This is a genomic window from Kitasatospora herbaricolor (assembly GCF_030813695.1).
Lineage (GTDB): Bacteria > Actinomycetota > Actinomycetes > Streptomycetales > Streptomycetaceae > Kitasatospora > Kitasatospora herbaricolor.
The window spans coordinates 7,602,692-7,628,397 of record NZ_JAUSVA010000002.1 but is presented as its reverse complement, the minus strand read 5'-3'; the positions used below and the strand labels follow the sequence as shown (position 1 = coordinate 7,628,397).

At 74.3% G+C, this 25,706-nt stretch carries 20 protein-coding genes, 7 tRNA genes and 1 pseudogene; 14 read left to right on the top strand and 14 right to left on the bottom strand.

Going from position 1 to position 25,706, the window contains the following annotated elements:
- Nucleotides 1–143: 143 nt before the first annotated feature.
- A complete protein-coding gene (locus J2S46_RS33140; protein ID WP_191288178.1) occupies nt 144–2,207 on the top strand; it encodes an elongation factor G-like protein EF-G2 in 2,064 nt (687 codons plus the stop codon).
- 217 nt (nt 2,208–2,424) lie between these two features.
- On the top strand, nt 2,425–3,201 hold the full coding sequence (locus J2S46_RS33135; RefSeq protein WP_191288177.1) for a hypothetical protein: 777 nt from the start codon (nt 2,425–2,427) through the stop codon (nt 3,199–3,201).
- A gap of 75 nt (nt 3,202–3,276) precedes the next feature.
- Here J2S46_RS33135 and J2S46_RS33130 read toward each other — a convergent pair whose 3' ends face one another.
- On the bottom strand, nt 3,277–3,714 hold the full coding sequence (locus J2S46_RS33130) for a thiol-disulfide oxidoreductase DCC family protein (RefSeq protein ID WP_191288176.1): 438 nt from the start codon (nt 3,712–3,714) through the stop codon (nt 3,277–3,279).
- Between the two features lie 195 nt (nt 3,715–3,909).
- Here J2S46_RS33130 and J2S46_RS33125 point away from each other — a divergent pair, with 195 nt between their 5' ends.
- Nucleotides 3,910–5,559, top strand: a complete 1,650-nt coding sequence (locus tag J2S46_RS33125) for an AbeC-like domain-containing protein (protein WP_191288175.1) — start codon at nt 3,910–3,912, stop codon at nt 5,557–5,559.
- A gap of 86 nt (nt 5,560–5,645) precedes the next feature.
- On the opposite strand, the gene J2S46_RS33120 is transcribed toward J2S46_RS33125, so the two are convergent.
- From J2S46_RS33120 to J2S46_RS33105, 4 genes are all read right to left on the bottom strand, one after another.
- Nucleotides 5,646–6,206 carry an HIT family protein gene (locus J2S46_RS33120; protein WP_073921501.1) on the bottom strand — a complete coding sequence of 187 codons (561 nt, stop codon included), beginning with the start codon at nt 6,204–6,206 and terminating at the stop codon, nt 5,646–5,648.
- A gap of 91 nt (nt 6,207–6,297) precedes the next feature.
- Nucleotides 6,298–8,274: a threonine--tRNA ligase gene (thrS, locus tag J2S46_RS33115; RefSeq protein WP_191288174.1), complete on the bottom strand. Its 1,977-nt coding sequence runs from the start codon at nt 8,272–8,274 to the stop codon at nt 6,298–6,300.
- Nucleotides 8,275–8,430: 156 nt separating this feature from the next.
- Nucleotides 8,431–9,588: a hypothetical protein gene (locus J2S46_RS33110; RefSeq protein WP_229912085.1), complete on the bottom strand. Its 1,158-nt coding sequence runs from the start codon at nt 9,586–9,588 to the stop codon at nt 8,431–8,433.
- A gap of 34 nt (nt 9,589–9,622) precedes the next feature.
- Entirely contained in the window at nt 9,623–10,213 is a 591-nt protein-coding gene (locus tag J2S46_RS33105; RefSeq protein WP_229912084.1) for a DUF4365 domain-containing protein, read from the bottom strand.
- A gap of 236 nt (nt 10,214–10,449) precedes the next feature.
- Between J2S46_RS33105 and J2S46_RS33100 the strand changes: the two genes are divergently transcribed.
- Nucleotides 10,450–11,217, top strand: a complete 768-nt coding sequence (locus J2S46_RS33100; RefSeq protein ID WP_191288172.1) for a 3'-5' exonuclease — start codon at nt 10,450–10,452, stop codon at nt 11,215–11,217.
- A gap of 126 nt (nt 11,218–11,343) precedes the next feature.
- Here the strand turns inward: J2S46_RS33100 and J2S46_RS33095 are convergent.
- From J2S46_RS33095 to J2S46_RS33085, 3 genes are all read right to left on the bottom strand, one after another.
- Nucleotides 11,344–11,415, bottom strand: a tRNA-Val gene (locus J2S46_RS33095).
- 210 nt (nt 11,416–11,625) lie between these two features.
- Nucleotides 11,626–11,697: transfer RNA gene (locus tag J2S46_RS33090), tRNA-Val, on the bottom strand.
- A 75-nt stretch (nt 11,698–11,772) separates the two neighbouring features.
- Nucleotides 11,773–12,273: a TIGR02611 family protein gene (locus J2S46_RS33085; protein ID WP_191288171.1), complete on the bottom strand. Its 501-nt coding sequence runs from the start codon at nt 12,271–12,273 to the stop codon at nt 11,773–11,775.
- A 195-nt stretch (nt 12,274–12,468) separates the two neighbouring features.
- Here J2S46_RS33085 and J2S46_RS33080 point away from each other — a divergent pair, with 195 nt between their 5' ends.
- Both J2S46_RS33080 and J2S46_RS33075 read left to right on the top strand, forming a co-directional pair.
- On the top strand, nt 12,469–12,882 hold the full coding sequence (locus J2S46_RS33080; protein WP_030056266.1) for an SsgA family sporulation/cell division regulator: 414 nt from the start codon (nt 12,469–12,471) through the stop codon (nt 12,880–12,882).
- A gap of 350 nt (nt 12,883–13,232) precedes the next feature.
- Nucleotides 13,233–13,802, top strand: coding sequence for a CGNR zinc finger domain-containing protein (locus J2S46_RS33075; protein ID WP_191288170.1), 570 nt, complete (start codon nt 13,233–13,235; stop codon nt 13,800–13,802).
- A gap of 73 nt (nt 13,803–13,875) precedes the next feature.
- On the opposite strand, the gene J2S46_RS33070 is transcribed toward J2S46_RS33075, so the two are convergent.
- Nucleotides 13,876–14,310 carry a hypothetical protein gene (locus J2S46_RS33070; protein ID WP_307352062.1) on the bottom strand — a complete coding sequence of 145 codons (435 nt, stop codon included), beginning with the start codon at nt 14,308–14,310 and terminating at the stop codon, nt 13,876–13,878.
- 156 nt (nt 14,311–14,466) lie between these two features.
- On the opposite strand from J2S46_RS33070, the gene J2S46_RS33065 reads away from it, so the two are divergent.
- The gene (locus tag J2S46_RS33065; protein ID WP_191288168.1) at nt 14,467–14,967 is read left to right on the top strand and encodes a DsbA family protein; all 501 of its coding nucleotides are present in this window, start codon (nt 14,467–14,469) and stop codon (nt 14,965–14,967) included.
- Between the two features lie 7 nt (nt 14,968–14,974).
- Here J2S46_RS33065 and J2S46_RS33060 read toward each other — a convergent pair whose 3' ends face one another.
- From J2S46_RS33060 to J2S46_RS33050, 3 genes are all read right to left on the bottom strand, one after another.
- Nucleotides 14,975–15,817 carry a GNAT family N-acetyltransferase gene (locus J2S46_RS33060; RefSeq protein ID WP_191288167.1) on the bottom strand — a complete coding sequence of 281 codons (843 nt, stop codon included), beginning with the start codon at nt 15,815–15,817 and terminating at the stop codon, nt 14,975–14,977.
- A gap of 120 nt (nt 15,818–15,937) precedes the next feature.
- The gene (locus tag J2S46_RS33055) at nt 15,938–16,753 is read right to left on the bottom strand and encodes an aminotransferase class IV (protein WP_191288166.1); all 816 of its coding nucleotides are present in this window, start codon (nt 16,751–16,753) and stop codon (nt 15,938–15,940) included.
- Between the two features lie 191 nt (nt 16,754–16,944).
- Nucleotides 16,945–17,994, bottom strand: coding sequence for a chorismate-binding protein (locus J2S46_RS33050; RefSeq protein WP_191288165.1), 1,050 nt, complete (start codon nt 17,992–17,994; stop codon nt 16,945–16,947).
- 318 nt (nt 17,995–18,312) lie between these two features.
- Between J2S46_RS33050 and J2S46_RS33045 the strand changes: the two genes are divergently transcribed.
- The 5 genes from J2S46_RS33045 to J2S46_RS33025 all read left to right on the top strand — a co-directional run bounded on the left by J2S46_RS33045 (nt 18,313) and on the right by J2S46_RS33025 (nt 18,828).
- Nucleotides 18,313–18,385 (top strand) — tRNA-Gly (locus J2S46_RS33045).
- Between the two features lie 40 nt (nt 18,386–18,425).
- Nucleotides 18,426–18,499: transfer RNA gene (locus J2S46_RS33040), tRNA-Cys, on the top strand.
- A gap of 33 nt (nt 18,500–18,532) precedes the next feature.
- A tRNA-Val gene (locus J2S46_RS33035) sits at nt 18,533–18,604 on the top strand.
- A gap of 40 nt (nt 18,605–18,644) precedes the next feature.
- A tRNA-Val gene (locus J2S46_RS33030) sits at nt 18,645–18,716 on the top strand.
- Between the two features lie 40 nt (nt 18,717–18,756).
- Nucleotides 18,757–18,828, top strand: a tRNA-Val gene (locus tag J2S46_RS33025).
- 245 nt (nt 18,829–19,073) lie between these two features.
- Here J2S46_RS33025 and J2S46_RS33020 read toward each other — a convergent pair.
- On the bottom strand, nt 19,074–19,265 hold the full coding sequence (locus tag J2S46_RS33020) for a hypothetical protein (protein ID WP_073921511.1): 192 nt from the start codon (nt 19,263–19,265) through the stop codon (nt 19,074–19,076).
- 641 nt (nt 19,266–19,906) lie between these two features.
- Between J2S46_RS33020 and J2S46_RS33015 the strand changes: the two are divergent.
- A pseudogene (locus J2S46_RS33015) lies at nt 19,907–21,118 on the top strand (serine/threonine-protein kinase); the annotation flags it as partial.
- Nucleotides 21,119–21,860: 742 nt separating this feature from the next.
- On the opposite strand, the gene J2S46_RS33010 reads toward J2S46_RS33015, so the two are convergent.
- Nucleotides 21,861–22,667, bottom strand: a complete 807-nt coding sequence (locus J2S46_RS33010; RefSeq protein WP_191288164.1) for a TrmH family RNA methyltransferase — start codon at nt 22,665–22,667, stop codon at nt 21,861–21,863.
- A 232-nt stretch (nt 22,668–22,899) separates the two neighbouring features.
- Between J2S46_RS33010 and J2S46_RS33005 the strand changes: the two genes are divergently transcribed.
- Nucleotides 22,900–25,674 (top strand): SpoIIE family protein phosphatase, encoded by a 2,775-nt coding sequence (locus J2S46_RS33005; RefSeq protein WP_191288163.1) that lies wholly within the window; start codon nt 22,900–22,902, stop codon nt 25,672–25,674.
- Nucleotides 25,675–25,706 lie beyond the last annotated feature (32 nt).

Genomic DNA, 25,706 nt, shown 5'->3' with positions numbered 1-25,706 from the left:
GCAAGCAGGCTTTCGGCCCAACTGTCAACTACTCAAAGCACATCCGCGCGCACACCGGGTGATCGCCGGGCGCCACCGCAAGCCGGTGCCCCGGTCCCGGACCTAGACTTGGAGCCGTCCGTCGCCACGGGAGGAGAACCCCGATGCCCGACCGCGCCACGGTACGAACAGGGCAGGCCCCGCCGGTGGAGCGCCCCCAGCAGCTGCGCAACGTCGTCCTGATCGGCTGCAGCGGTGCCGGCAAGACCACCCTCGCGGAGTCCCTCGCCCTCACCGCCGGTGCCGTCACCCGGGCCGGCCGGGTCCCCGACGGCAACACCGTCTCCGACCACGAGGAGATCGAGCACAAGCAGCAGCGCTCGGTGCAGCTCGCCGTCCTCCCGCTGGAATGGCGGGACACCAAGATCAACCTGCTGGACCCGCCCGGCCACCCCGACTTCGTCGCCGAACTGCGCGCCGCCCTGCACGCCGCCGACGGCGCCGTCTTCGTGGTCTCCGCCACCGACCCGGTCACCGCCCCCACCCGCGCCCTGTGGCGCGAGTGCGCCGCCGCCGGCATCCCCCGGGCCGTCGCCGTCGCCAAGTTCGACATCGCCCGCAGCGGCTTCGACGAGATCCTGACCGCCTGCCACGACGCCTTCGGCCTTGGCCCCGACACCCTGCGCCCGCGCTACCTCCCGCTGCACCACGACGGCCGCCCCACCGGCTCCCTGGACCTGCTCACCGGCCGCGGCTACGGCGACGACGGCCCCGCCCCCGACCCGACCCCGGAGAGCGCCGCCGCCCGGGAGAGCCTGGTCGAGGCCATCTCCGGCCAGGACGACACCCTCATGGAGCGCTACCTCGCCGGCGAGGAGCTGGACGCCGACGCGCTCGCCGACGGGCTGCGCCGGGAGGTGCTCGACTGCGCCCTGCACCCCGCGCTCGCCACCACCGAGAACGGCCTGGGCGCCGCGGAGCTCCTCGACCTCATCGCCACCGCCTTCCCCGACCCCACCCACCGCCGCCCGCCCGCCCCCGACTGCGACCCCGACGCGCCCCTCGCCGCCCAGGTGATCCGGATCACCGGCGACGCCTACGTCGGCCGGATCAGCCTGGTCCGGATGCTCGCCGGCACCCTGCGCCCCGACACCCACGTGGAGATCACCGGCCCGGACGGCCGCGAACCCACCGAGGAACGCGTCACCACCCTCACCAGCCCGTTCGGCAAACAGCACCATCCCGTCCCGCACGCCCTGCCCGGCGACCTCGTCTGCATCGCCAAGCTCGGCTCCGCCCGGGCCGGCGACACCCTGAACGACCCCGGCCACGCCGCGCCGCTCGACCCGTGGCCGCTCGCCGAGCCGCTGCTGCCGATCGCCGTCGAGGCGCACAGCAAGGCCGACGACGACAAGCTCTCCCAGGCCCTCACCCGGCTCACCGCCGAGGACCCGGCGCTGCGGCTGGAGCAGAACGCCGACACCCACCAGCTGGTCCTGTGGTGCACCGGCGAGGCGCACGCCGAGGTCGTCCTCGACCGGCTGCGGGGCCGGCACGGCGTGCACGTCGACACCGTCCCGCACCGGGTGGCCCTGCGCGAGACCTTCGGCACCGCCGCCGCCGGCCACGGCCGCCTGGTCAAGCAGTCCGGCGGCCACGGCCAGTACGCCATCTGCGACCTGGAGGTGGAACCGCTGCCGACCGGCTCCGGCTTCGAGTTCCAGGACCGGGTGGTCGGCGGCAGCGTCCCCAAGCACTTCATCCCCTCCGTCGAGAAGGGCGTCCGGGCGCAGCTCGCCAAGGGCGTCACCACCGGGCACCCGCTCACCGACGTCCGGGTCACCCTGGTCGACGGCAAGGCCCACTCGGTGGACTCCTCCGACTCCGCCTTCCAGAGCGCCGCCGCCCTCGCCCTGCGCGACGCCGCCGGGAACGCGGTGATCCGGCTGCTCGAACCGGTCGCCACCGTCAGCGTCCTGCTGCCCGACGACTACCTGGGCGCCGTCCTCGGCGACCTCTCCGCCCGCCGCGGCCGGGTCCTGGGCACCGAGATCGGCGGCCCCGGCCTGACCCTGCTGCGCGCCGAGGTCCCCGAACTGGAACTGGCCCGGTACCCCGTGGACCTGCGTTCGCTCACCCACGGCACCGCCGAGTTCTCCCGGGCCCACCTGCGGCACGAACCCATGCCCGCCGCGCTCGCGGCCCAGATCACCGCCGCCGAGTCCTAGCCGGGCGAAGGCCGGGCGGTCGTTCCGGCGGGGCGGCGGGCCTGCCGGGGCGGCGCAGTACCGGCGGCGGCCGTGGCGCGGCCCGTTCAGCGAAACGTTATGTCAGGAGTGTGACGCCCGGGACGGCTGTGGCGCTGAAGGACAGTGAGACGGCCCCGGGCCGGTCCCACCGGACCGGTCCGGCCCTCGCCCCCACTCCTGACAGCGAACGGTGACCATGCGCGCTTCCCTCACCACCCGCGCCGCCTTCACGGCGGCGGCAGCTGGCCTCATCCTCCTCCCCACGGCGCCGTCGGCCCTCGCGGCCGTCGGCACCACCTACACCGTCCCCGTCCACCAGGACCTTCCCGTCACGGCCGCCGGGTTCGGCGAGCACGAGACGAAGTGCGGGACGATCGGCACCGACCAGGACGGCTGGCACTTCGTGCTTCCCGGCAACTCGACGGACTTCGTCAAGCTGACGGTCGCCTTCGACAACGGCACCCCGCAGGTCGTCACCGTGTTCGGGCCGCCCACCACCAAGCACGCCTACGTCGCCTCGGCCCCGGGCGCCAAGCTCACCTCGGCCAGCGCCGAGGTGAAGGGCGGTGAGGTGAAGTGGTTCAACCTCTCGCACACCTGCCCGGCCGTCAGCTCCTCCCCCAGCCCCAAGCCGTCCACGCCCGCGCCGTCCGGCTCCACGTCGCCCGCGGCCACGTCGCCCGCGGCGACCGTGTCCCCGAGCGCCACGGCCTCGGTGACGCCCTCGGGCTCCGCCTCCGCCTCCACCGGCGTCCCGTCCGGCCCGGCGGCCACCCCCACCCCCTCGACCGGCTCGACGGTCGACGCGGCCGCCGGCGGGTCGCCCTCGCCCAGCGCGTCCACGGAGGCGACCGGTTCGGGCAGCCTGGCCTCGACCGGAGCGAACATCGGCCTGACCGTGCTCGCCGCGCTCGGGCTGGTCGGCGCGGGCTCCGTCCTGGTCATGCGCCGCCGTCAGGCGGGCCGGCACTGACCTGATCGCACCCGGCGGTGCCGGCGGGGGCCGATCGGCTCCCGCCGGCACCGCCGGGGGCCGCCGTCCGGGTGCTCAGTGTCCGGGCCCGCCCCGCGGCAGCGCGCAGGCCGGCGTCCCGCCCGGCATCAGGCCGCGGTTCGCCGCCACCCAGCGGTACACCGCGGCCGCCACCGGCCGCACCGGCGCCAGGGCCAGCACACCGCCCAGGTACGCCCACGCCCCGCCCGAGCGCATCAGCAGCCGCGCCACCGCCTGCGCGCCGGCGTACACCCGCCCGTCCGGCGTCACCCAGAGCACCTCCCGCTCGGCCCGCTCCCGGGTCACCTCGCCGCGCCCGCCGGCCCGGGCGTCCAGCTCCGCGAGATCGGCGAACTGGAACGGCACGGCCTCCCAGCCGCCCGAGGCCAGGGTCTGCCGCGGATAGCGCTCCGCCGCGTTCACGCAGGTCGTGCAGAAGGCGCAGTCCCCGTCGAAGACCAGCACCGGATCCCTCGTCACCGCTCGGCTCATGTACCGATCGTCCCCCATCCGGCCGCAGCCGGGGCACCGGAACCGCCGCCCGAGGATCGAAGCGGCCCGATCCGGGGAAACATGCCGGAACGGCCGGTACCCGACGTCGCGTGACAAGTGTTCAGACGATCACCCGCGCGACGGCACCGGGGCACGGTAACCTGCCGCTGACAAGGGGAGGAGGGCACACCACCCGTGACCAAACTCGACATGACCCCGGGCGCGCAGATACCCCGTACGGACGCGGGCCCGCAGACGGCGGTCACCCAGGCGCTCTCCTCGGTCGCCTACCGCGACTCGGACCTCAAGGCCTTCGAGGACGTCCAGCCCGGCAAGATCAAGGGCGGCCGGTTCAAGCTGCTGCGGCCCAACCTGGGCGAGGCCTTCAGCAAGGCCGTCATCGCCCGCACCCTCGGCGCCAAGCGCAACCCGCTGGTGCCCTCCTTCGGCGTCGACGCCCGGATGGTCGTCCAGCACTGCATGGCCGCCCAGGAGCTGCGCGACGCCCGCGACCGCAAGCTCATGATCGTGACGCTGGTCAGCGGCCTGCTCTTCCTGCCCGGCACCCTGCTCTGGCTGGCCGCCTTCCAGATCCGGGCCTGGCTCAAGAAGGACTCCTCCGGCCGCCAGGACATCTACGGCACCCTGGTGCTGGTCGGCGTCGGCCTGATCGCCGTGCTGCTCGCCGTCCGGCCCCCGGTCACCGGCGTGTGGGCGCTGTACTTCCGGGTGATGGCGCTCGCCCCCGTGGCCGGCTGGTTCATCGCCAAGCGGATCGTGCTGCGCAGCACCGAGGACCTCCGGTCCCGCTGGCTCGGGCTGGTCGAGGGCAACGGGCCCGCCGCGACCGTCCCCAAGGCGGTGCCGCGCGACGACATGGACAAGAAGGCCGCCACCCTCAAGGCCCAGCTGGGCCGGCTGGAGGCCGAGCAGGAGACCAACGTCCACCACTACGCCGGGCCGAAGGGCCTGCTCGGGGCCGGACGGCGCTGGGGCTCCTGGGACGTCAGCGCCGAGCTGAAGCCCGCCGAGGGCCACCCGGACTTCCGGACCTTCCACACCTGGGACCTCGCCCGCAAGATCGGCGAGCGGCTGGGCGGGCTGGGCCGCAGCGAGGTGGCGAACGGCGGCATGCCGGCCTACTCGGTGAACCACTGGGTGATCCAGCACATCCCGGAGGGCGCCGACGAGATCGGCCGTCCCGGCGGCGCCAGCATGGACGGCGACGGTTTCGTGATGCGCGACCACGCCGTCCAGGAGATCGCCAACAAGCAGACTTTCGGCCAGAGCGGCCCGCGCCACGCGGTGGCCACCCAGTTCGTGCTGCACCAGGGGCAGCTGATCTCGACCGTGCTGGTGGAGATCGTCGTACTGTCCAACATCCTGCAGATCACCGTCTCCGGGTACGCCCTGGGTCCGGTGCACGGCATCTTCACCGGCAAGCCCAAGCCCAAGGAGCTGACCCGCCAGAAGACCGGCAAGTTCTGGGAGGAGGAGACCGTCCAGCTGCCGCTCATCGACAACGACGAGGTCATCCGCCAGGCCCTGCGGGCGCCCTTCATGCGGGCTCCCGTGCTGCTCGGCTGGCTGGGCGGCGGGATGGGCCTGCCGGAGCCGTTCGGGCTGCGCTCGGCCTGGGTGACCAAGACCTGGGCGAGCCGGGACAAGAGCGACGACGTGCTCCGCAGCGCCACCCCGGTGGTCTCGGCGGTCACCGCCGCGCTGGTCGACTTCCTGGACGAGCACGACATCGACACCAGCCGGTTCAGCAACCGGGTGGGCATCCTGAAGTCCGAGCTGCAGAGCGTGCGGCCGTTCCTGTTCGACGAGTACCCGGCGGGCTGAGCCCGCACCACGGCGGGGCCCGTACCGGTGCGACCGGTACGGGCCCCGCCCTGGTGTCCGGCCGCAGGCCGGCGGCCGGGGCCGGGTCAGCCCTGCGGCCAGGCCTCGGCCAGCATCTTGCGGGTGTCGGCGAGCAGCTGCGGCAGCACCTTGGTGTGGCCCACCACCGGCATGAAGTTGGTGTCCCCGCCCCAGCGCGGCACCACGTGCTGGTGCAGGTGCGCGGCGATGCCGGCACCCGCGGCCGTGCCCTGGTTCATCCCGATGTTGAAGCCGTGCGCCCCCGAGGCGGCGCGCAGCGCGGTCATCGCCTTCTTGGTGAAGACCGCGAGCTCGTCGGTCTCGGCGGCGTCCAGCTCGGTGTAGTCGGCCACGTGCCGGTACGGGACGACCATCAAGTGGCCGCCGTTGTACGGGTACAGGTTGAGCACCGCGAACACCGCGGTGCCGCGGGCGACGACCAGCCCCTCCTCGTCGCTCAGCGAGGGGATCGAGCAGAACGGGCAACCGTCGTCCGGAGCCGGGCCGGTGGGCTTGTTCTCGCCCTGGATGTAGGCCATCCGATGGGGGGTCCACAGGCGGCGGAAGCCGTCCGGCTCCCCGACGCCCCGCTGCAGTTCCGGCTCACTCGTCATGCTGATCAGCATATTCGCCGAGGGCGGCTTGCAAAGCGGTGCGGGGCAGACTCGTGGAGTCTGCCCCGCACCGTTCACCGCTCCGGTGTCACCACCGAGGGCCTCACACCTGGATGCGACGCTCCACGGCGTCCACGATCTCGGCGATGGCCTCGGCGACCGGCACGCCGTTCTTCTGCTCACCGTTGCGGTAGCGGAAGGAGACGGCGCCGGCCTCGATGTCCTCGTTGCCCGCGATCAGCATGAACGGGAACTTCTGCTTCTGGGCGTTGCGGATCTTCTTCTGCATCCGGTCGTCCGAGGCGTCCACCTCGACCCGGATCCCGCGCTTCTTCAGCTCGGCCGCGACCTCCTGGAGGTACGGCACGTGCTCGTCGGTGATCGGGATGCCGACCACGGTGACCGGGGCGAGCCACGGCGGCATGGCGCCGGCGTAGTGCTCCAGCAGCACCGCGAAGAACCGCTCGATGGAGCCGAACAGGGCGCGGTGGATCATGACCGGGCGCTGGCGCGAGCCGTCCGCCGCGGTGTACTCGAGGTCGAAGCGCTCCGGCAGGTTGAAGTCCAGCTGGATGGTGGACATCTGCCAGGTGCGGCCGATCGCGTCCTTGGCCTGGACGGAGATCTTCGGGCCGTAGAAGGCCGCGCCGCCCGGGTCCGGCACCAGCGGCAGGCCCTGCTTCTCGGCCACCTTGCGGAGGACCTCGGTGGCCTCCTCCCACGCCTCGTCCGAGCCGACGAACTTCTCCGGGTCCTTGGTGGAGAGTTCGAGGTAGAAGTCGGTGAGGCCGTAGTCGCGCAGCAGGCCCAGGACGAAGGTCAGCGTCGAGTCGAGCTCGTCCGCCATCTGGTCCCGGGTGCAGTAGATGTGCGCGTCGTCCTGGGTGAAGCCGCGGGCCCGGGTCAGGCCGTGCACCACGCCGGACTTCTCGTACCGGTACACGGTGCCGAACTCGAAGAGGCGCAGCGGCAGTTCGCGGTAGGAGCGGCCGCGCGCGTCGAAGATCAGGTTGTGCATCGGGCAGTTCATCGGCTTGAGGTAGTAGTCCACGCCCTCGTCGAGCTGCATGGGCGGGTACATGCCGTCCGCGTACCAGTCCAGGTGGCCGCTCTTCTCGAAGAGCTTCCCCTTGGTGGCGTGCGGGGTGTAGACGAACTCGTAGCCCTCCTGCTCGTGCCGGCGGCGCGAGTAGTCCTCCATGGTGCGGCGGATGATGCCGCCCTTGGGGTGGAACACGGCGAGGCCGGAGCCGATGTCCTCGGGGATGGAGAAGAGGTCCAGCTCGTTGCCGAGCTTGCGGTGGTCGCGCTTCTCGGCCTCGACCAGGAAGTCCAGGTGCGCCTTCAGCTCGTCCTTGGACGGCCAGGCGGTGCCGTAGATCCGCTGCAGCATCGGGTTCTTCTCGCTGCCGCGCCAGTAGGCGGCCGCGTTGCGCATCAGCTTGAACGCCGGGATGTGCCGGGTGCTCGGCAGGTGCGGGCCGCGGCAGAGGTCGCCCCAGCACAGGTCGCCGGTCTTGGCGTCCACGTTGTCGTAGATGGTCAGCTCGGCGCCGCCCACCTCGACGTCGGAGCCGTCCTCGGCGGAGGCGGAGCCCTTGAGGCCGATCAGCTCCAGCTTGTACGGCTCGGCGGCCAGCTCCTCGCGGGCGGCGTCGTCGGCGACCACCCGGCGGGAGAACTTCTGCCCCCGCTTGATGATCTCCTGCATCTTCTTCTCGATGGCCTTGAGGTCATCGGGGTGGAACGGCTTCTCGACGTCGAAGTCGTAGTAGAAGCCGTCCTTCACCGGCGGGCCGATGCCGAGCTTGGCCTCGGGGAAGAGCTGCTGCACGGCCTGCGCCATCACGTGCGCGGTGGAGTGGCGCAGGATGTCCAGGCCGTCCTTGCTGCCGATCTCGACGGGCTCGACCTCGTCGCCGTCCTGGACGGCGTACGCGAGGTCCTTGAGCGCGCCGGCGACCCGGGCAGCGATGATCGAGCGGTCGTCGGCGAAGAGCTCGGCGGCCGTCGTGCCCGTGGTCACCACGCGCTCTTCCCGATCGGGTTCGCGGTTGATGATTACCCGGACGTCCGTCACCGGTCTCTCCTGACGTGCTGGAAGCGTGAGGCGCAGCACTTCGCTGCGCGTTCACGATGGTACCGAGAGCGGCGACCGCCTCGCGCACCCATATACCCGTTCCGGTGCCCGCGGCGGTCGCGGGTGCCGGGCGGCGCGGCTCCGGGGGCCGGCCGGTCAGTCCGGGTCGCCCTCCCCCAGGGTCTTGAGCAGCCGCTCGCGCTCGGCGTCCTCCAGCCGGACGAGTTCCAGGTCGTGCGGCCGGGCGAGCTTGCGGAACCCCCCGCGCCGCTCCAGCCGGCCGGCGACCCGGACCGGGGCCCCGGTCAGGTGCGCCTCGGCGGCCAGCCGGTAGCCGCGGTCGTCCAGCCGGACCTTCACCTCGGCGACCTCGGCGCCGCTGAGCACCCGCAACCGCACCGAGCCGGGGCCGGCCGGGCCGCCGCGCTTCAGCCGCACCACGACGCCGACCACCGTGACCGCCACCGCGGGCTCGATCCGCTCCAGCAGTTCGGCGGCCTCCTCCAGGGCGGGCAGGTCGCCGGGGGAGAACTCCAGCGCGATCCGCCGGTCGCCGAAACCGCCCGGGGTGCCGACGGCGGCCGACCAGGCCACCGAGACCTGCGCGGCGGTCGCGCCGCGCACCAGTTGCTGGACGGCCTCCACCAGTTCGCGGCTGACGCCGCTCTGCACCGCGTTCTCGAAGGCCTCCAGGCCGCCGCTGACCCGCCGGTAGTCGACCGCGTCGCGCATCGCCTCCAGGGCACGGACCAGCGTGGTGACGGCCCCCCGGCCCTCCGGGGCGGGGGTGTAGGCGGTGAGGCCGCCGGCCGCGGCCGGCCCGACCACCAGGGCGCGCTGCACGAAGTCCCCGGCCCAGCCGTCCAGCCGGGCGCCGAAGTAGGCGGCCCTGGTGCGGGCGGCCTTGGCGGCGGCGGAGAGCATCGCCCGGGCCGACTCGTGCAGCCGCTCCTCCCCCTCCCAGGTCACCGCACCGGGCACGCCGGGCTGCTCGCGGCGCCACTGGATCTCGTCGCCGGGCACGGTGAGCGCCAGCAGGATCGAGCGGGCGGAGGGGGTGTGCGAACGGGAGAGGGCGGTCACCGCGTCGGCGAGCAGGTCCACCGCGTCGTCGAAGCCGCCGCCGGCCGGCACCAGCACGCTGGTGCCGGGGTCGCTGTCGCCCGGCGGGGTCCACCGTCCGTAGCGGGCCGTCGGGCCGCCGCGCCGCACCCAGCCGTGCCGGGCGAGCAGGGTGGCCAGCACCGCCGGGTCGACCGCAGCGGGGTCCGGCAGCGCCGGCGCCCCGTCCTCGGACATCCGGGTACCCGTCATGTGTCCGCTCCTCCCAGCCGGGGGCGCCGGCCGGTCACGGGCTGCCGCCCGCGCCGACCCTCGCCATGATCTCGCACAGTGCGCGGTCGTCGAAGACCTTGGCCACCGGGACCCGCACGTTGGTCCGCCGCTGCCCGGTGACGGGGTGGCCGGCCAGGTTGACCCAGTAGCAGCAGTGCCGCAGTTCCAGGGCGTCCGACCGGGCCTGCAGCCACTGGTCGACCTGGCGCGGCAGCAGCATCACCACCAGGATCTTGGGCACCGCGACCTGCGCGCGGGCCAGTTTGCGCAGGTGGGCGTTGTCGAGCGTGAAGCTGAAGTGCGGCCCGGCCGGGGCCGCGGCGATCTGCTGGGTGGCCTTCAGCTGGATCTTGACGGTGACCTCGTCGTCGACCGTGTGGGCCGGCGAGCCGTGGCTGACCTGCCAGTCGATCCCGTTGTCGGGGAAGGGCTGGGAGAGCGAGCAGCCGGCCGCGGCGGCGACCGCGTGCAGGTAGGCCACCTGCAGGGTCTCCATGCAGGCGGTGGTGGCCAGGTTGCCGCGCGGCACGGCCGGTGTCCCCTCGGGTCGGGCCGTGCTGCCGGACTGCGTCGTGTCCCCGGACTGCGGTTGCGTCAGCGCCACGGCTCCCGCCTCCCCACCTCGGCGCGCGGCGCCCGCCCCCGTTCGAACAGACCGCCACCGGGAGCATCCCCGACGGTTCCGGTGCCAAACGGTTGAGGTCCCGTCAGAACGGGGTATCACCTGGACAGGACGAGACCGGGCGGGTGCACCGCCGGTCCTCGGCGGCGCACCCGCCCGGTCTCCCCGGCTCCGGTTGAGAGTCCGCATCTCCTGAGGGCAGTACCTGAGGGGCAGTCATGCAGCAGCAATGGTTCACGGGCCCGCTCGCCTCCTTCGACACCGAGACCACCGGCGTGGACGTCGAGACCGATCGCATCGTCTCCGCCGCCCTGGTCGTCCAACTCGCGCCCGGCGCCGTGCCGCAGGCCGCGACCTGGCTGGCCGACCCCGGCGTGCCGATCCCGGACGGCGCCCGCGCGGTGCACGGCATCACCGACGAGCGGGTCCGCGCCGAGGGCCGGCCGGCGCGGACCGTGGTGGCCGAGATCGCCCGTGCGCTGGGCGAGCAGGCGCGGGCCGGGACGCCGGTGGTGGTGATGAACGCGCCGTACGACCTGACGCTGCTGGACCGCGAGTTGCGCCGGCACCGGGGGATCACGCTGGCCGACTGCCTGGGGCCGGCCGAGCTGGTGATACTGGATCCGCGGGTGCTCGACAAGCATGTCGACCGGTACCGCAAGGGCCGGCGCACGCTGACCGACCTGTGCGCCCACTACGGGGTGGAGTTGGCGGGCGCGCACGACGCCGCGGCCGACGCGACGGCGGCGATGGGGCTGGTCCGTGCCCTGGGCGCCCGCTACCCCGGGGCGCTCGGCGCGCTCGGTCCGGCCGACCTGCACCTGCGGCAGCGGGTCTGGCACGCGGCGCAGGCCCGTGGCCTGCAGAACTGGTTCGACCGCTCGGGCACCCCGGAACGGGTGGACCTGTCCTGGCCGTTGCGTCCGCTGCGGTGCGCCTGCGGCCGGCGGCTGTCGCCCGAGCACAGCTGCGAGGCGGCCGCGTGACGGCGTGACCGTCGAGCGGCGGCGGCTCGGCGGCCCGTGGTGGTGCCGCCTCATGCGACAGGCCCCGATCGGAGAACCGATCGGGGCCTGTGCACTGCCGGTTGTCTGACAACCGTGCTGTCCGGGTGGGCGATACTGGGATCGAACCAGTGACCCCTTCGGTGTGAACGAAGTGCTCTCCCGCTGAGCTAATCGCCCGGGCAACGAGAAGAAGACTAGCACCATTCGAGGGCCGCCTCGCAACCCGCCCGCCCCGGTCAGCTGGCGGACCCGCAGAAGTCGGGCGCCGCAGGGAAGATGACTGCGCCTCAGTCGGATTCGGCGTCGCCGGCGCGGGATTAACGGAAAAAGACGTGGAGCCCCGGCCATTTAATGGCCGGGGCTCCACGTCTCACCAATGCATTCCGGTGGGCGATACTGGGATCGAACCAGTGACCCCTTCGGTGTGAACGAAGTGCTCTCCCGCTGAGCTAATCGCCCGGGTGCAGGGAAAACATTACCGCATCCCGAAGGCTGCTCCGAACACCCCTCGGCCGGGCCCGCCGGCCGGCCGGCTCAGGTCACGTTCCAGGGCATGGTCAGCCCGTACTTCCAGAGGTACCAGCCGCCGAGCCCGGCGATCACGACCAGGCCGACGGCCGTCAGCGTGAGGTTGCGGCGCCGGACCCTGGGGTCCATCGCCTTCTGCGCGGCCTCGGCCACCTTGCGCCTGGTCCAGCGAAGGGCCAGCTGGGCCCAGACGAACTCGGTCGCCCAGATGCCCATGCCCAGGAAGATGACCACCCAGCCCGGTCCGGGGAGCGGCAGCATGACCACGCCGAGCACCACCACCGCGAGGCCGACCAGGAAGATCACCACCTGCCAGCTCAGGTGCAGCGGCCTCGACCGCCGGATGAAGTGCGGCGCCCTGGATCCCAGCGGCCGGCCCCCGTCCTGCCCGTCCGGCGCGCCCGGTCCGGCCCCCGGCGCGTCCTGCCCGTCCGGCCTCTCCTGCCCGGCCCCCGTCCCGTCCTGCACGGCCTCACCCGTTCCCGTGTTGTCGCTTCGTACAGCCATGCCAGGAAACTAGCCGAGATGCCGGGCCGGTAATCGGTCGCCCTCCGCACCGGGCCGATTCCGCAATGCGCCGGAAGGGGTACGACTCGCCCTCGAATCGGGACAGAGGGGTTTACATCGGTCTTGGAGGTGGGATGGTCCGTTCGCCGACGTGCGATTCCCCGAGCGCACACTGAGCGAAAGGCCATGGCGCTTATGAACACCACGGTCAGCTGCGAGCTGCACCTGCGCCTCATCGTGTCCAGCGAGTCCTCGCTGCCCGTCCCCGCGGGCCTGCGCTACGACACCGCCGACCCCTATGCCGTGCACGCCACCTTCCACACCGGTGCCGACGAGACCGTGGAGTGGGTGTTCGCCCGAGATCTCCTTGCGGAGGGGCTGCACCGACCCACCGGTACCGGCGACGTCCGGGTCTGGCCCTCGCGCAGTCACGGGCAGGGAGTGGTCTGCATCGCCCTGAGCTCTCCGGAAGGAGAAGCCCTGCTGGAGGCCCCGGCCCGGGCGCTTGAGAGCTTTCTCAAGCGCACGGACGCCGCCGTGCCCCCCGGCACCGAACACCGTCACTTCGACCTCGACCGGGAGCTGTCGCACATCCTCGCCGAAAGCTGACCCCGCCGCAGGGCGCCACCCCGCCGCAGCGCGAGGTGACACCCCCCTGCCGTACCGCGGCCGTCCTACTCGGGGGCACGGCCGCACATCCCGCCGCGCACGACGCGGCCTCGGGGCCGGATCCCCGGTCCGTTCCCTTCCAGGGGCGGACCGGGGCTCCGGAAGCACCCGGCACCGGTGCCGGCCGCCCTCGCGGGTGGCCGGCCTGTCTGCCGGGTGCCCGGGCGTCCGGGCGCGTCACGGCCGCCGCCCGCCCCGCGGGAGCTCCCCCGCCGGGGCCGGGGCCCGGTAAGGTCTGGGGTGACAGTCGACGCGGGTGGTCTGCCGCCCGCCGCGCGAGGAGCCCCCACGTGCTGATCACCCATGACACCGAGTGCGCGCTGAGCATTCTGGTCGAGCTCCTCAACACCTCGCCGGACGCCTGCGGCAGCGAGCTGCTGACGGACGTGGCCGCGCTCGACTCCTTCGTGGTGAGCCAGGAGATCAGCGAGATCGACTCGCTCACGCCCGGCGACCTGCGCGCCGTCCAGCAGCTGCGCGCCCGGCTGCGCGAGGTGTTCTCGGCCGGCTCCACCGACGAGGCCGCCGAGCTGGTGAACGCCGTGGTCGCGGCCGCGGGGACGACGCCCCGGCTGACCAACCACGACCACCACGGCTGGCACATCCACTACTTCGCGCCGCACGCCGCCCTGGGCGACCACCTGGCGGCCGAGCTCGGGATGGCCCTCGCGTTCATCGTGATGGCCGGCGAGCGGGAGCGGCTGCGCAACTGCGAGGCGCCGGACTGCGCGCGGGTCTTCGTCGACCTCTCCCGCAACCGCTCGCGCCGCTACTGCGACAGCCGTACCTGCGGGAACCGCCTGCACGTCGCCGCCTACCGGGCCCGGCAGCGCTCGGCCGAGACGGTGCCCAGCGCCTGAGCCGGCACCGGCCGCGCACGCGCCCCGGGGCCACCGGGGCCGGATTCCCGTTCGCCGAGGCCCGGCCGGCCGCTCAGATCCCGCGCTTGCGGAGGATCTCCTCGATGTCGGCGAAGTCGCCGAGGCCGTCGTCCGCGGGCGCGGCCTGCTTGGGACGCCCCGGTGCCTTCGCGCTCCCGGCCGCCGGGGCCCGGGAGCCGGAGACCGCCGGACGGGACGGTGCGCCGCCCGCCGCCGGCGCGCCGGACGCGGGGGCGGCCGCCTTGCGCCGGCGGTGGGACACCCGGCCGCTGCCGATCAACAGGACGGTGGAGAGGGCGAGCAGCCCGATCCCGATCCACACCCGGGGGTCGAGGACCAGCTGCGTCGCCCAGTCGGCGATCTCGCCGCCGATCGTCCGGGCCACCGGGAAGAGCCCGGTCAGGTAGAGCCCGGCCGGCAGCAGCGCCACCGCGAACCACCGGGTGGCCGCGAGGTACCGGCGCCGGTACGCGGTCAGGCCCGCCACGGCCACTCCCGCCGCCGTCAACGTGAAGGCCACCGCCGCGGTCAGCACGGCTGCCCGGTCGCGCGCTCGTCGGTCCTGGACATGCGGGCCTCCCGTCGGCGTCGCCCGGCGCGCACCGCTCCCTGGCGGGGCGCCCACTAGTGGAACACTGGGGGAATGATCGATGGTTCCCTCCCCCGGCTGGAGTTCTGGTGCGAACTCCAGTGCCCGGACTGCCGCACCGCCCTGGACGACATCCGCGCCCTGCGCGCCGAGTACGGCGACGCCCTCCCGGTGGAGCTGCGGCACTTCCCGCTGGAGAAGCACAAGCACGCGTACGCCGCCGCCCAGGCCGCCGAGGAGGCGTTCGCCCAGGGCCTCGGCTGGCCGTACGTGGAGGCCCTGCTCGCCCGGGTCGACGAGCTGGGCACCCGCGGCGAGGCACTGCTGGTCGAGGTGGCCCGCGAGGCCGGCCTGGACGCCGAGGAGGTCGAGCTGGCGCTGATCGACGGCCGGCACACCCTGATCGTGGACGCCGACCAGGCCGAGGGCAAGGCGATCGGGGTGAGCGGCACCCCGACCTACGTGATCGCCGGGCAGCGCCTGGACGGCGGCGCGAGCCAGGACGGCCTGCGTGCCAGGATCGTCGAGATCATCGGACGGCGGCAGGCCTCCTGACCCGCCGTCAGCAGAGCGGCTTGCCGAACACCCGGTTGGTGACGGCGTAGCCGAGCGAGGTGTACAGGCCGACCGCCACCTCGTTGCTGCTGAAGACGTTGAGGCCCAGGTCTCGGACCCCCGCGGCCAGGCACTCCCGCTCGGCCAGCAGCATCAGGCTGCGCCCGTGGCCCCGGCCCCGGTGGTCCGGGTCGACCTCCACGGTCATCACCCAGGCCAGCGGCCGGCCGTCCGGCAGGTCGCGCTGACGCAGGGCCACCCAGAGGCTGCCGAGCAGCCCGCCGTCGGCGTCGTACAGCTGCCGCAGGACCACCCCGGGGGTCGCGTGGCCCTGCGGCAGCAGGTACGCGTGATCGGCGTCGGACTTGGCCCGGGCCTGCTCCTCGGTGAGCCCGGAGGCGCACAGGTCGTGCAGGTACCCGGCCTTGGCCTCGGCCAGCCAGGCCGGGTAGCCCGCGGCGTCGACCGGACGCGCGGTGAGGCCCGGCGGGAGCCCGGCCCCGGCGGACAGGCCCTTGGCCATGTTGCGCATCCGCTCGGTGTAGCCGAGCGCCTCGGCCAGCCGGCGGGCCGCCGTTGCCGCCTCCGGGATGTCGGCGTCGACCCTGCTGCAGCCCCAGCCGCGGAGCACCTCCTCGGCCGCGAGCGCGCCGACGGTGGCGCGCCCGCGCCGGTGCCCCTCCCGGACCTCCAGCTCGGAGATGTTCCCCCAGTGCTGGTCTCCGCGCGGGGTCGCGGTGGTGCGCAGGGCACCGACCGGCCGGCCGTTGGCGCAGATCTGCCAGCGCCGGGTGCGGCCGCCCCCCGGGGCCGGGGCTTCGGGGCTCTCCGGACGCAGCGTGGTGGTCATGCCGAGGTCCCTTCCCCGCGGTTCGGTGGTTCTACCCCGCGCGGCGCGCCGAGAACGCCGGACCGGGGCCGACGGCGCGCGGCCGGGGCCCGGCGGCGCCCACCCGGCGGCCGGGGGCGCTCAGGGGTCGAGGTCGTCTGCGCTGCGCTCGGCGAACCTGATCATGGCCTTGGCGGTGACCGGGCCGGGGCCGGGCAGCTCCCGGCCGTCGATCCGGGTGACGGCCTGGACGTCGCGCAGGGTCGAGGTCAGGAAGACCTCCTCGGCCTGCGCCAGCACGGACAGCGGGAGGTCCACCTCCTCCGCGTCGCACCACTCGACGACGAGCCGGCGGGTGATGCCCGCCAGGCAGCCGGCGGCGAGGGTGGGCGTGAGCAGCCGGCCGCCGAGGACGACGAAGACGTTGGAGCCGGTGCCCTCGCAGAGCTGCCCGGCGGTGTTGGCGAACAGCGCCTCGGTGGCGCCCGCGCGGTGCGCGGCGGCCAGGGCCACGACGTTCTCGGCGTACGAGGTGGTCTTCAGGCCGGCCACGGCGCTGTGCTCGTTGCGCCGCCACGGGACGGTGACCACGGCGGTGGTGTCGGCGCGGCGGGCGGCGGTGCCCAGCGCGACCACCAGGCTGGTGCCCTGGTCGCCGCGCTCCGAGCCGAGCGGGGAGGTGCCGCCGGTGTAGGTGATCCGGAGCCGGCCGAGCGGCATCGGGTCGGCGGCCACCACCTGCTCGCAGGCCTCACGGACCAGGTCGTGGTCGGGGTCGGGCAGCCCGAGGCCGCGGGCGGAGCGGGTGAGGCGCTCCAGGTGGCGGGTGAGGGCGAAGAGCCGGCCGTCTTCGGCCTTGACGGTCTCGAAGACGCCGTCGCCGACGGTGAGGCCGTGGTCGAGCACGGAGACGGTGGCGGCGTCGTTGGCGACCAGTGAGCCGTTGACCCAGATCATCGGTGGCTGCTCCTCGGGGAGGACGGGTGGGGACGGTCGCGCTGCGGGACCTTCCGCACTGGGACTTCACTGCGGGACTGCTACGGCGGGACTGCTCGCTCCGTGGACCCCCGGACGAGGGGCGGCGCGCCGCCGGGCGGGGCTCCCCGTCCGGCCGGGGTCAGCCGACCGGGGTCGGCCGCCGGCCGGGATCAGGGAGTGCCCTGGCCAGACGCTATCGCGACCAGTCGGGCGGCCTTGAGCTCGGTCTCCGCCCACTCCCGGGCGGGGTCCGACTCCCAGGTGATGCCGGCACCGGTGCCGAAGCGCAGGACCGGCACCGCGGGGTCGCTCCGGTCGATCCAGAACGTGCGGATGCCGACCGCGAGTTCGCCCTCGCCGCGGTCCGCGTCCACCCAGCCGACGGCCCCGCAGTAGGGCCCGCGCGGGGCCCGTTCCAGGGCTTCGATGATCCGCAGGGCGCTGGACTTGGGGGCACCGGTGACCGACCCGGGCGGGAAGGTGGCGTCGAACAGCTCGGGCCAGCCCGCACCCTCGCGCAGGCTGCCCTCGACGGTGGACACCAGGTGGACCAGCCCGGGGTGCTTCTCCACCGCGCACAGGTCGGGGACGGTGACGGTGCCCGTCGCGCAGACCCGGCCGAGGTCGTTGCGGACCAGGTCCACGATCATCACGTTCTCGGCGTGGTCCTTCTCCAGCAGATCGTGCTCCGTGCGGCCGGTGCCCTTGATCGGCCCGGAGGAGACGGTGCGGCCGGCGCGGCGCAGGTAGAGCTCCGGCGAGGCGGTGGCTATCTCGACGCCGTGGGCGGGCAGCCGCAGGGTGCCGGCGTAGGGGGCCGGGTTGCCGTGGGCGAGCAGCCCGGTGAGGGCGTCGACGTCGCTGCGGCCCGGGTCGGGCAGCGGCGCGGAGAGCACCCGGCAGAGGTTGGCCTGGTAGACCTCGCCCGCCGCGATGTGCTCGCGGATCCGGCGCACGCCGGCCGTGTAGGCGTCCCGGTCCAGCGAGCTGTGCCAGCTGTCGGGGCCCGGGCCGTGCCAGCCCTCGGTGCGGGGCGGGGCGGGGGCCGGGCGGACGTCCTCGAAGCGGGCGCAGGTGAGGCGGCCCTCGAAGTCGTACGCGACGGCCCAGAAGCCGGCGGAGTCGAGTGCGGCCGGGTCCGAGGTGACGTCACGCAGCCCGGTCGCGAGGCGGCCGCCGAAGCGGGCGAGCGGGCTGGGGGGAAGGGCTGGGCCGGACACGGTGCTCCTGCGCGGATTCGGTGCTGTGCCGCGCGGTGGTGGGGCGCGACGAAGAGGTGGTCTGCGGTGCCTGAAGTGTAGGTCGGGGGGCGCGCGGGGCGCGGGTGCGCCCGGCGGACGGGCGCCGGGCGCTCTGCGGCGCGAGCGGGCGCGGGCATCGGCCCGGAGGGTCCGGGCGGGCTGACGGAGCACCACCTGGGGAGCATCCCCGCGGCACGCTGCGGGAACGGATTTTTAGCTGGCCCGGGAATCCGCTAGAGTTCAACACGTCGCCAGGGAGCGCAGCCGAAGAAAAGCGGTGAAGCCCCCGGGAGACAGGCGGACGTGGCTCAGTTGGTAGAGCATCACCTTGCCAAGGTGAGGGTCGCGAGTTCGAATCTCGTCGTCCGCTCGATGAAGGACAGTGTAAGATCGTCCTTCGAGTGTTGCCTGGTGGAGTGGCCGAGAGGCGAGGCAACGGCCTGCAAAGCCGTCTACACGGGTTCAAATCCCGTCTCCACCTCCAAGAGGTGCCCCTGGTTCGCCGGGAGCCCTCCCCGCGCGATTAGCTCAGCGGGAGAGCACTACCTTGACACGGTAGGGGTCACTGGTTCAATCCCAGTATCGCGCACTCGGACCTCTCGGGGTTCGCCGTAGTACCGCCTCACCAGGCGCGATTAGCTCAGCGGGAGAGCACTACCTTGACACGGTAGGGGTCACTGGTTCAATCCCAGTATCGCGCACTCGATCCCCTCGGGGTTCGCCGTAGTACCGCCTCACCAGGCGCGATTAGCTCAGCGGGAGAGCACTACCTTGACACGGTAGGGGTCACTGGTTCAATCCCAGTATCGCGCACAGTTCAGCCGAAGGCCGTGGTCCGTGAGGATCACGGCCTTCGTCGTGTCCCGGCCTCCCGCAGCAGGAGGGGCACCCCCGGAAGAAGCGGGCCCCGGACATGGGAGAGCCGCGTACGGGCGCCCTCACCGGCGTCCGTACGCGGCAACTCCGTCTGCCGAGGCGCTCCGCGCTCCGCTCCCGCCCGTCCGCGTGTCAACGCGGGCGCGGCGCCTCGGCCGGCACCGACTCCCCTCCCCAGGGGATCAGTGCCCGATCAGGTCGGCGACGGCCTGGGCCTGGGTCGCCATCTGCTCCCAGCCGCCGAACAGCATGACCAGCAGCACCGCGCAGGGCAGCGCCATCGCCAGGGCCACCGCGGGGTGCCTGGTCTGGGCGCCCGGGCGTCGGGCCGGAGAAGGCCGGCGACGGGTTGGTCCGGTGACCTGCGGTGCCATCTGCCCTGCTCCTACCCGTTCCGGTGGTCGGTCTCTGCTGTGCCGTGCGTGCTGTTCGCGCTGTGCTGTTCGCGCTGTGCTGTTCGTGCTGTGCTGTTCGTGCTGTGCTCGGCCGGACGGACCGGCCTGCCGCCGGTGCTGGGCTCCGGGTGCTCCCGGTGCTGCGTACGTGCCGCCTGTGCGGGCGGCGGGCTGGCGCGGTGGACGGTCTACCTCGGGGGACGAGTCTCGCGCCCACCGCTAAAGGCAACGCTATGGCGCAGGGGGGTGGCCGCGCGTCATGCCCGCGTACGGTTCGCCGGGCATCCCGGAGGATGACGACCGGCGCGGCGGCCTACTACCGAAGGGGGAGATGACGGGGATCACATCCCCGAGGGAACCCTGAGAGCGACCCCGAGGGAGCGCGCGGGAAGGCCCGGGAGCGGACCGCGGGAGGTGCTCGGGAGATCATCACGAAATCGCTCCCGCGGCTGGTCAGCACGGGTGCGGCGGCCCCTCGCAGGGGAAGATCGGACAATCCCACGGGCCGTTGGGGTGTTGCGTATCAGCACACCGCAGCAGGCAGTCCGTAAGCTGTGCCGGACAGGATCTGACGATGCCCCAACCGACGGGGTCTCACCCACGGGCTGACGGGAACGAAGATGGCGATGATGCGGCTGAGGCGTGAGGACCCCCGCATCGTCGGACCGTACCGCCTGCACCGGCGGCTGGGGGCCGGCGGCATGGGCGTGGTCTTCCTCGGCTCCGACCGCCGGGGGCAGCGGGTCGCGCTCAAGCTGATCCGCGCCGAGCTGGCGGAGGACGCCGAGTTCCGGACCCGCTTCGCGCGCGAGATCGCGGCGGCCTCCCGGATCCGGGGCGGCTGCACGGCTCGGGTGATGGGCTCGGACATCGAGGCGGACCGGCCCTGGCTGGCCACCGCGTACGTCCCCGGGCCCTCGCTGTACAAGCGGGTCGGCGACGAGGGGCCGCTGGGCTGGCCGGAGGCGGCCCGGATCGGCGCCGCGCTGGCGGACGGGCTGGTCAAGGTGCACGAGGCCGGGGTGGTGCACCGCGACCTCAAGCCGTCCAACATCCTGCTCTCCCCCAAGGGCCCGCGCATCATCGACTTCGGCATCGCCTGGTCCCGCGGCGCCAGCACGCTCACCCACGTCGGCACCGCCGTCGGATCGCCCGGCTTCCTGGCGCCCGAGCAGGTGCGCGGGGCCGCGGTCACGCCCGCCACCGACGTCTTCGCCTTCGGCGCGACCCTCGCCTACGCGCTCACCGGGGATTCCCCGTTCGGCTCCGGCGCCTCCTCCGAGGTGATGCTCTACCGGGTCGTGCACGAGGAGCCCGACCTCTCGGCCGTACCGCCGCAGCTGGCGCCGCTGGTGAAGGCCTGCCTGGCCAAGGAGCCCACCGAGCGGCCCGGCGCCGCCGCGCTGCACGAGCGGCTCAGCGAGCTGGCCGCCCGGGGCGCCGCCGCGACCGGCGGCGGCCGCACCTCGCCGGCCCCCCGCACGGTCGCTCCCCCGCCGCAGGCCGTACCCGCCCCCGGCCGGGCCCCCGGGCCGGCCGTCGGGGCGCGGGTGCGGGCCGGCGCGGAGCGCCCGGCGCCCGGACGGCGGCCCTACGGCCAGCCGGACACCTCACCGCTGCCCCGCGCCGACGCCGCGCAGCGCACCCGGCCCTTGAGGCCGCGCCAGCAGACCCCGCCGCCCGGCCGCGCCGGCGAGCGGCGGGACCGCCAGCACACGCCCGCCCCCGGCCGTCCGAGCGGCTCCCGGCGCCGGCTGCTGCGGCAGCGGGTGATCGTCTTCGTCACGGTGACCGTCGGCGTGGCGCTGGCCATCGCCGCGGCCCAGGGCTGCGAGAACCGCGCCGACCAGAGCCTCGGCCGGCCCGGCGCGGTGCCGGCGGCCGCCTCCGCGCCGGCCGTCGCGGGCGGGCTCTCGGTGGACGTGGCGGCCACCCAGCCGGCCGGCGGCGCACCGTCCGCCGCCGTACCGGCGCCCCCGCCGGCCGCGGCGCAGTCGCCCGCCGCGCAGTCCACCGCGGCGCTGGCCGCGGCGGCACGCGGCAACCCGCCGGGCCCCGACGCCGGGCTCGGCCCGGCCGTCGGCGCCCTGCCCGCGGTGGACTGGCCCAACCGCAGCTTCCCCGACCCGGCGGGCGGCGGCGGCATCCGGCTGCGCGACGGCCGCTCGGCCGGCGAGGGCCCGCAGGTGGCGCTCAGCGCCGTGCTGCCGGCCCAGTACCGGGGCGCGGCGGCGGCGCTGGTGGTGCTCCGGCGGGCCGAGGGCTCGGTGCCGGTCGACCTGGTGCAGCTCTTCGGTTTCAGCGGTGGCGCGCCCGTGGCGCTGGCCTCCCGCTCCTCGGCCGCGAACCCGCAGGCGGTGGCGAGCTGGCGGCTCGACAGCGGCTCGCTGGTGCGCGAGGAGCGGGTCTCGCAGACCGGCGCGGTCTCGTCCACCCGCTACACCGTGCGCGGTGACGGCACCTGGGAGGAGTCCTGGCCGGGCGCCGGCGTCTCGGGCGGTACGGGCGGCTGAGCCGCCCCGCGACCACCCCGCGTCCGGAGCGGCCGGGCACCGCCCCGGACGGACCGGTGGGTCAGCCCGCCGTGACGGTGTAGAAGGCCACCGCCGCCGCCGCGCCGACGTTCAGCGAGTCGATGCCGTGCGCCATCGGGATCCGCACCTGGTGGTCGGCCGCCTCCAGGGCCCGGCGGGTCAGCCCGTCCCCCTCGGCGCCCAGCATCAGGGCGGCCTTGGGCAGCCGGCGCGGCGCGGCGTCCGCCAGCGGGAGCGCCGACTCGGCCGGGGTGAGCGCGAGCAGCTGGAACCCCGCCTGCCGGACGCTCTGCAGGGCCGCCGGCCAGGGTTCGAGCCGGGCGTAGGGGACGGCGAACACGGCGCCCATCGAGACCTTGACGGCCCGCCGGTAGAGCGGGTCGGCGCAGTCCGGGGAGAGCAGCACGGCGTCCATGCCGAGGGCCGCGGCGCTGCGGAAGATCGCGCCGAGGTTGGTGTGGTCGACCAGGCCCTCCAGCACGGCGACCCGGCGGGCCCCGGCCAGCACCTCGGCGGCCGGCGGCAGCGGCCTGCGCTCCATCGAGGCGAGCGCGCCGCGGTGCACGTGGTAGCCCGTGACCTGCTCGGCGAGCGCGGCCTCGACCACGTGCACGGGTGCGTCGGTGCCGGCGATCAGGTCGCCCATCACCTCCAGCCACTTCGGGGTCAGCAGCATCGACCGCATCCGGTAGCCGGCGGCCAGCGCTCGGCGGATGACCTTCTCGCCCTCGGCGATGAAGAGGCCCTCGGCGGGCTCGCGGCGGCGGCGCAGCTCCACGTCGGTCAGACCGGTGTAGTCGGCGAGGCGCGGGTCGGCGGGGTCGGTGACGGTGCTGGGTTCGGACACCCTGCGATCTTGCCCGGTCACGGTGGCGAAGGCCAAACGGGCGACCGGCGGGGGCTTCCGGGGTTGGTCGGGCGGCCCGGGCGGGCACGCACGGTGACCGGTGGGGCGGCCGCCGGGCCGGGCACGGGCGGGCCCCGGGTCCGCGGGCGCACAGGGCGTCACCGGTGATTGCGCGGACCGGCGCGCCGCGGCTCCCTTGGCCTGCTCGCCGAAGGCAGTGTAGACATGGCGTATGGCCCGAATTCCGGGCCGGTCCGGGGTGCGCCCGGCCGCTGGCCCGGCCGGCGGCAACCCGTCGGGTCGGCCTGAGCAGCCGCGCGCGTCGCGCGATTCCTCGGGACGCCCGGGCCGGACGGCTCCGATCCGGGCGACCAGGCGCTGGATCCGGTCGGCCCCGTCCCGGCTCAGCGTGGCCGGCCAGGTGTTCGCCCTCCAGGTGCTGGTGGTGCTGCTGCTGGTGGCGGCGGCCGTGGTCGCGCTGGTGGTGCAGTCCAACCGGGACAGCGTCGAGGAGGCCAAGAACCGCTCGGTGGCCGTCGCACAGACTTTCGCGAACTCACCGGGCATCGTCGCGGCGCTGCAGAGCCCCGACCCGACCGCGATCCTCCAGCCGAAGGCGCAGTCCGTCCGGATCCAGACCGGGGTGGACTTCGTCGTGGTGCTGAACACGGACGGCATCCGCTACACCCACCCGCTGCCGGACCGGATCGGCAAGAAGTTCGTCGGCAACATCGAGCCGGCGCTGGGCGGCGGGGTGGTGGTCGAGCAGATCACCGGCACGATCGGCCCGCTGGTGCAGGCGATCGTCCCGGTCCGGGCGCCCAGCGGACAGGTGGTCGGCCTGGTGTCGGCCGGCATCACCATCGACCGGGTGGTCAGCGCCTCGGACCGGCAGCTGCCGATCGTCCTCGGCGCCGCGGCGGGCGCCCTGCTGCTGGCCACCGGCGGGACGGCGCTGGTCAGCCGGCGGCTGCGGCGCCAGACCCACGGCCTGGACCCGGGCGAGATGACCCGGATGTACGAGCACCACGACGCGGTGCTGCACGCCGTCCGCGAGGGCGTGCTGATCTTCAGCGGCAGCGGGCGGCTGCTGCTGGCCAACGACGAGGCCCGCCGGCTGCTCGGCCTGCCGGCGGACGCGGAGGGGAGGCCGGTCGGCGAGATCGGCCTGGACCCGGCGATGGCCGCCCTGTTCGCCTCCGGCCGGATGGTCACGGACGACGTGGTGCCGGCCGGCGAGCGGCTGATCGCGGTCAACGTCCGGCCGACCGACCGCGACGGCGGGCCGCCCGGCAGCGTGGCGACCCTGCGGGACTCGACCGAGCTGCTCGGCCTGGCCGGTCGGGCGGACGTGGCCCGGCGCCGGCTGCGGCTGCTCTACGACGCCGGGGTGACCGTGGGCACGACGCTGGACGTGACCCGGACCGCCGAGGAGCTGGCCCGGGTGCTGGTCCCCCGGTTCGCCGACTTCGTCAGCGTCGACCTGGCGGAGCAGGTGCTGGACGGTGACGAGCCGCCGGCCGGCATCAGCCGGATGCGCCGGGCCGCGCTCGGCGCGGTGAACGCGGACGCGCCGTTCAAGCCGGTGGGCGCGCTGTTCGACGTGGTGCCGGACACCCCGCTGGCCGCCAGCCTCAGCGGCGGGCTGGCCGTGCTGGAGCCCGACCTGGCCGGGGCCGACCACTGGCGGACGCAGGACCCGGAGGGGGCCGCCCGGATCGTCGAGTACGGGGTGCGCTCGCTGATCAGGGTGCCGCTGCGGGCCCGGGGCGTGCTGCTCGGCGTGGTGCGGTTCTGGCGCCTGGAGCAGACCGAGACCTTCGAGGGGGACGACCTCTCGCTGGCCGAGGAGCTGGTCGCGCACGCCGCCGTCTGCATCGACAACGCCCGGCGGTACACCCGGGAGCACGCGATGGCCGTCACCCTGCAGCACAGCCTGCTCCCCCGCTCGCTGCCGCCGCAGAACGCGCTGGAGGTGGCACACCGCTACCTGCCCGCCCAGGCGGGGGTCGGCGGGGACTGGTTCGACGTGATCCCGCTGGCCGGCACCCGGGTCGCGCTGGTGGTCGGCGACGTGGTCGGCCACGGTCTGCACGCGGCCGCGACGATGGGGCGGCTGCGGACCGCGATCCACAACTTCTCCGCGCTGGAGCTGCCGCCCGACGAGCTGCTCGGGCACCTGGACGAGCTGGTCAACCGGATCGACCAGGACGAGGCGGCCAACCTCGGCGACTCCGCGGTCACCGGCGCGACCTGCCTGTACGCGGTCTACGACCCGGTCTCCCGCCGCTGCACGCTGGCCCGGGCCGGCCACCCGCCGCCCGCCGTGGTGCACCCGGACGGCACGGTGGAATTCCCCACCCTGCCCGCCGGGCCGCCGCTCGGCCTGGCCGGGATGCCCTTCGAGACGGCCGAGCTGGAGCTGGCCGAGGGCAGCCTGTTGGTGCTGTACACCGACGGGCTGGTCGAGGACCGCAGCCGGGACATCGACGTCGGCCTCGACCTGCTGCGCGCCGCGCTGGCCCACCCCGGCCGCACCCCCGAGGAGACCTGCACGAAGGTGCTGGACGCGATGCTGCCCAGCCACCCCACCGACGACATCGCGCTGCTGGTGGCCCGGACCAGGGTGCTGGCCGAGGACCACGTGGCCGAGTGGGAGGTGCCCTCGGACCCGGCGGCGGTGTCGGGGGTGCGGGCGGCCGTGAGCGGACAGCTGGCCGACTGGGGTCTGGAGGAGGCGGCGTTCGTCACCGAGCTGATCCTGAGCGAGCTGATCACCAACGCGATCCGCTACGCCACCGGCCCGATCAAGGTCCGGCTGCTCCGCGACCGCACGCTGATCTGCGAGGTCTCGGACACCAGCAGCACCTCGCCGCACCTGCGGTACGCGGCCACCACGGACGAGGGCGGCCGCGGGCTCTTCCTGGTGGCGCAGTTCGCCGAGCGCTGGGGCACCAGGTACACGGGCTCCGGCAAGGTCATCTGGACCGAGCAGCCGCTGGCGTAGCGCCCGCCCCGGCCCCGCGCGGGGCCGGGGCG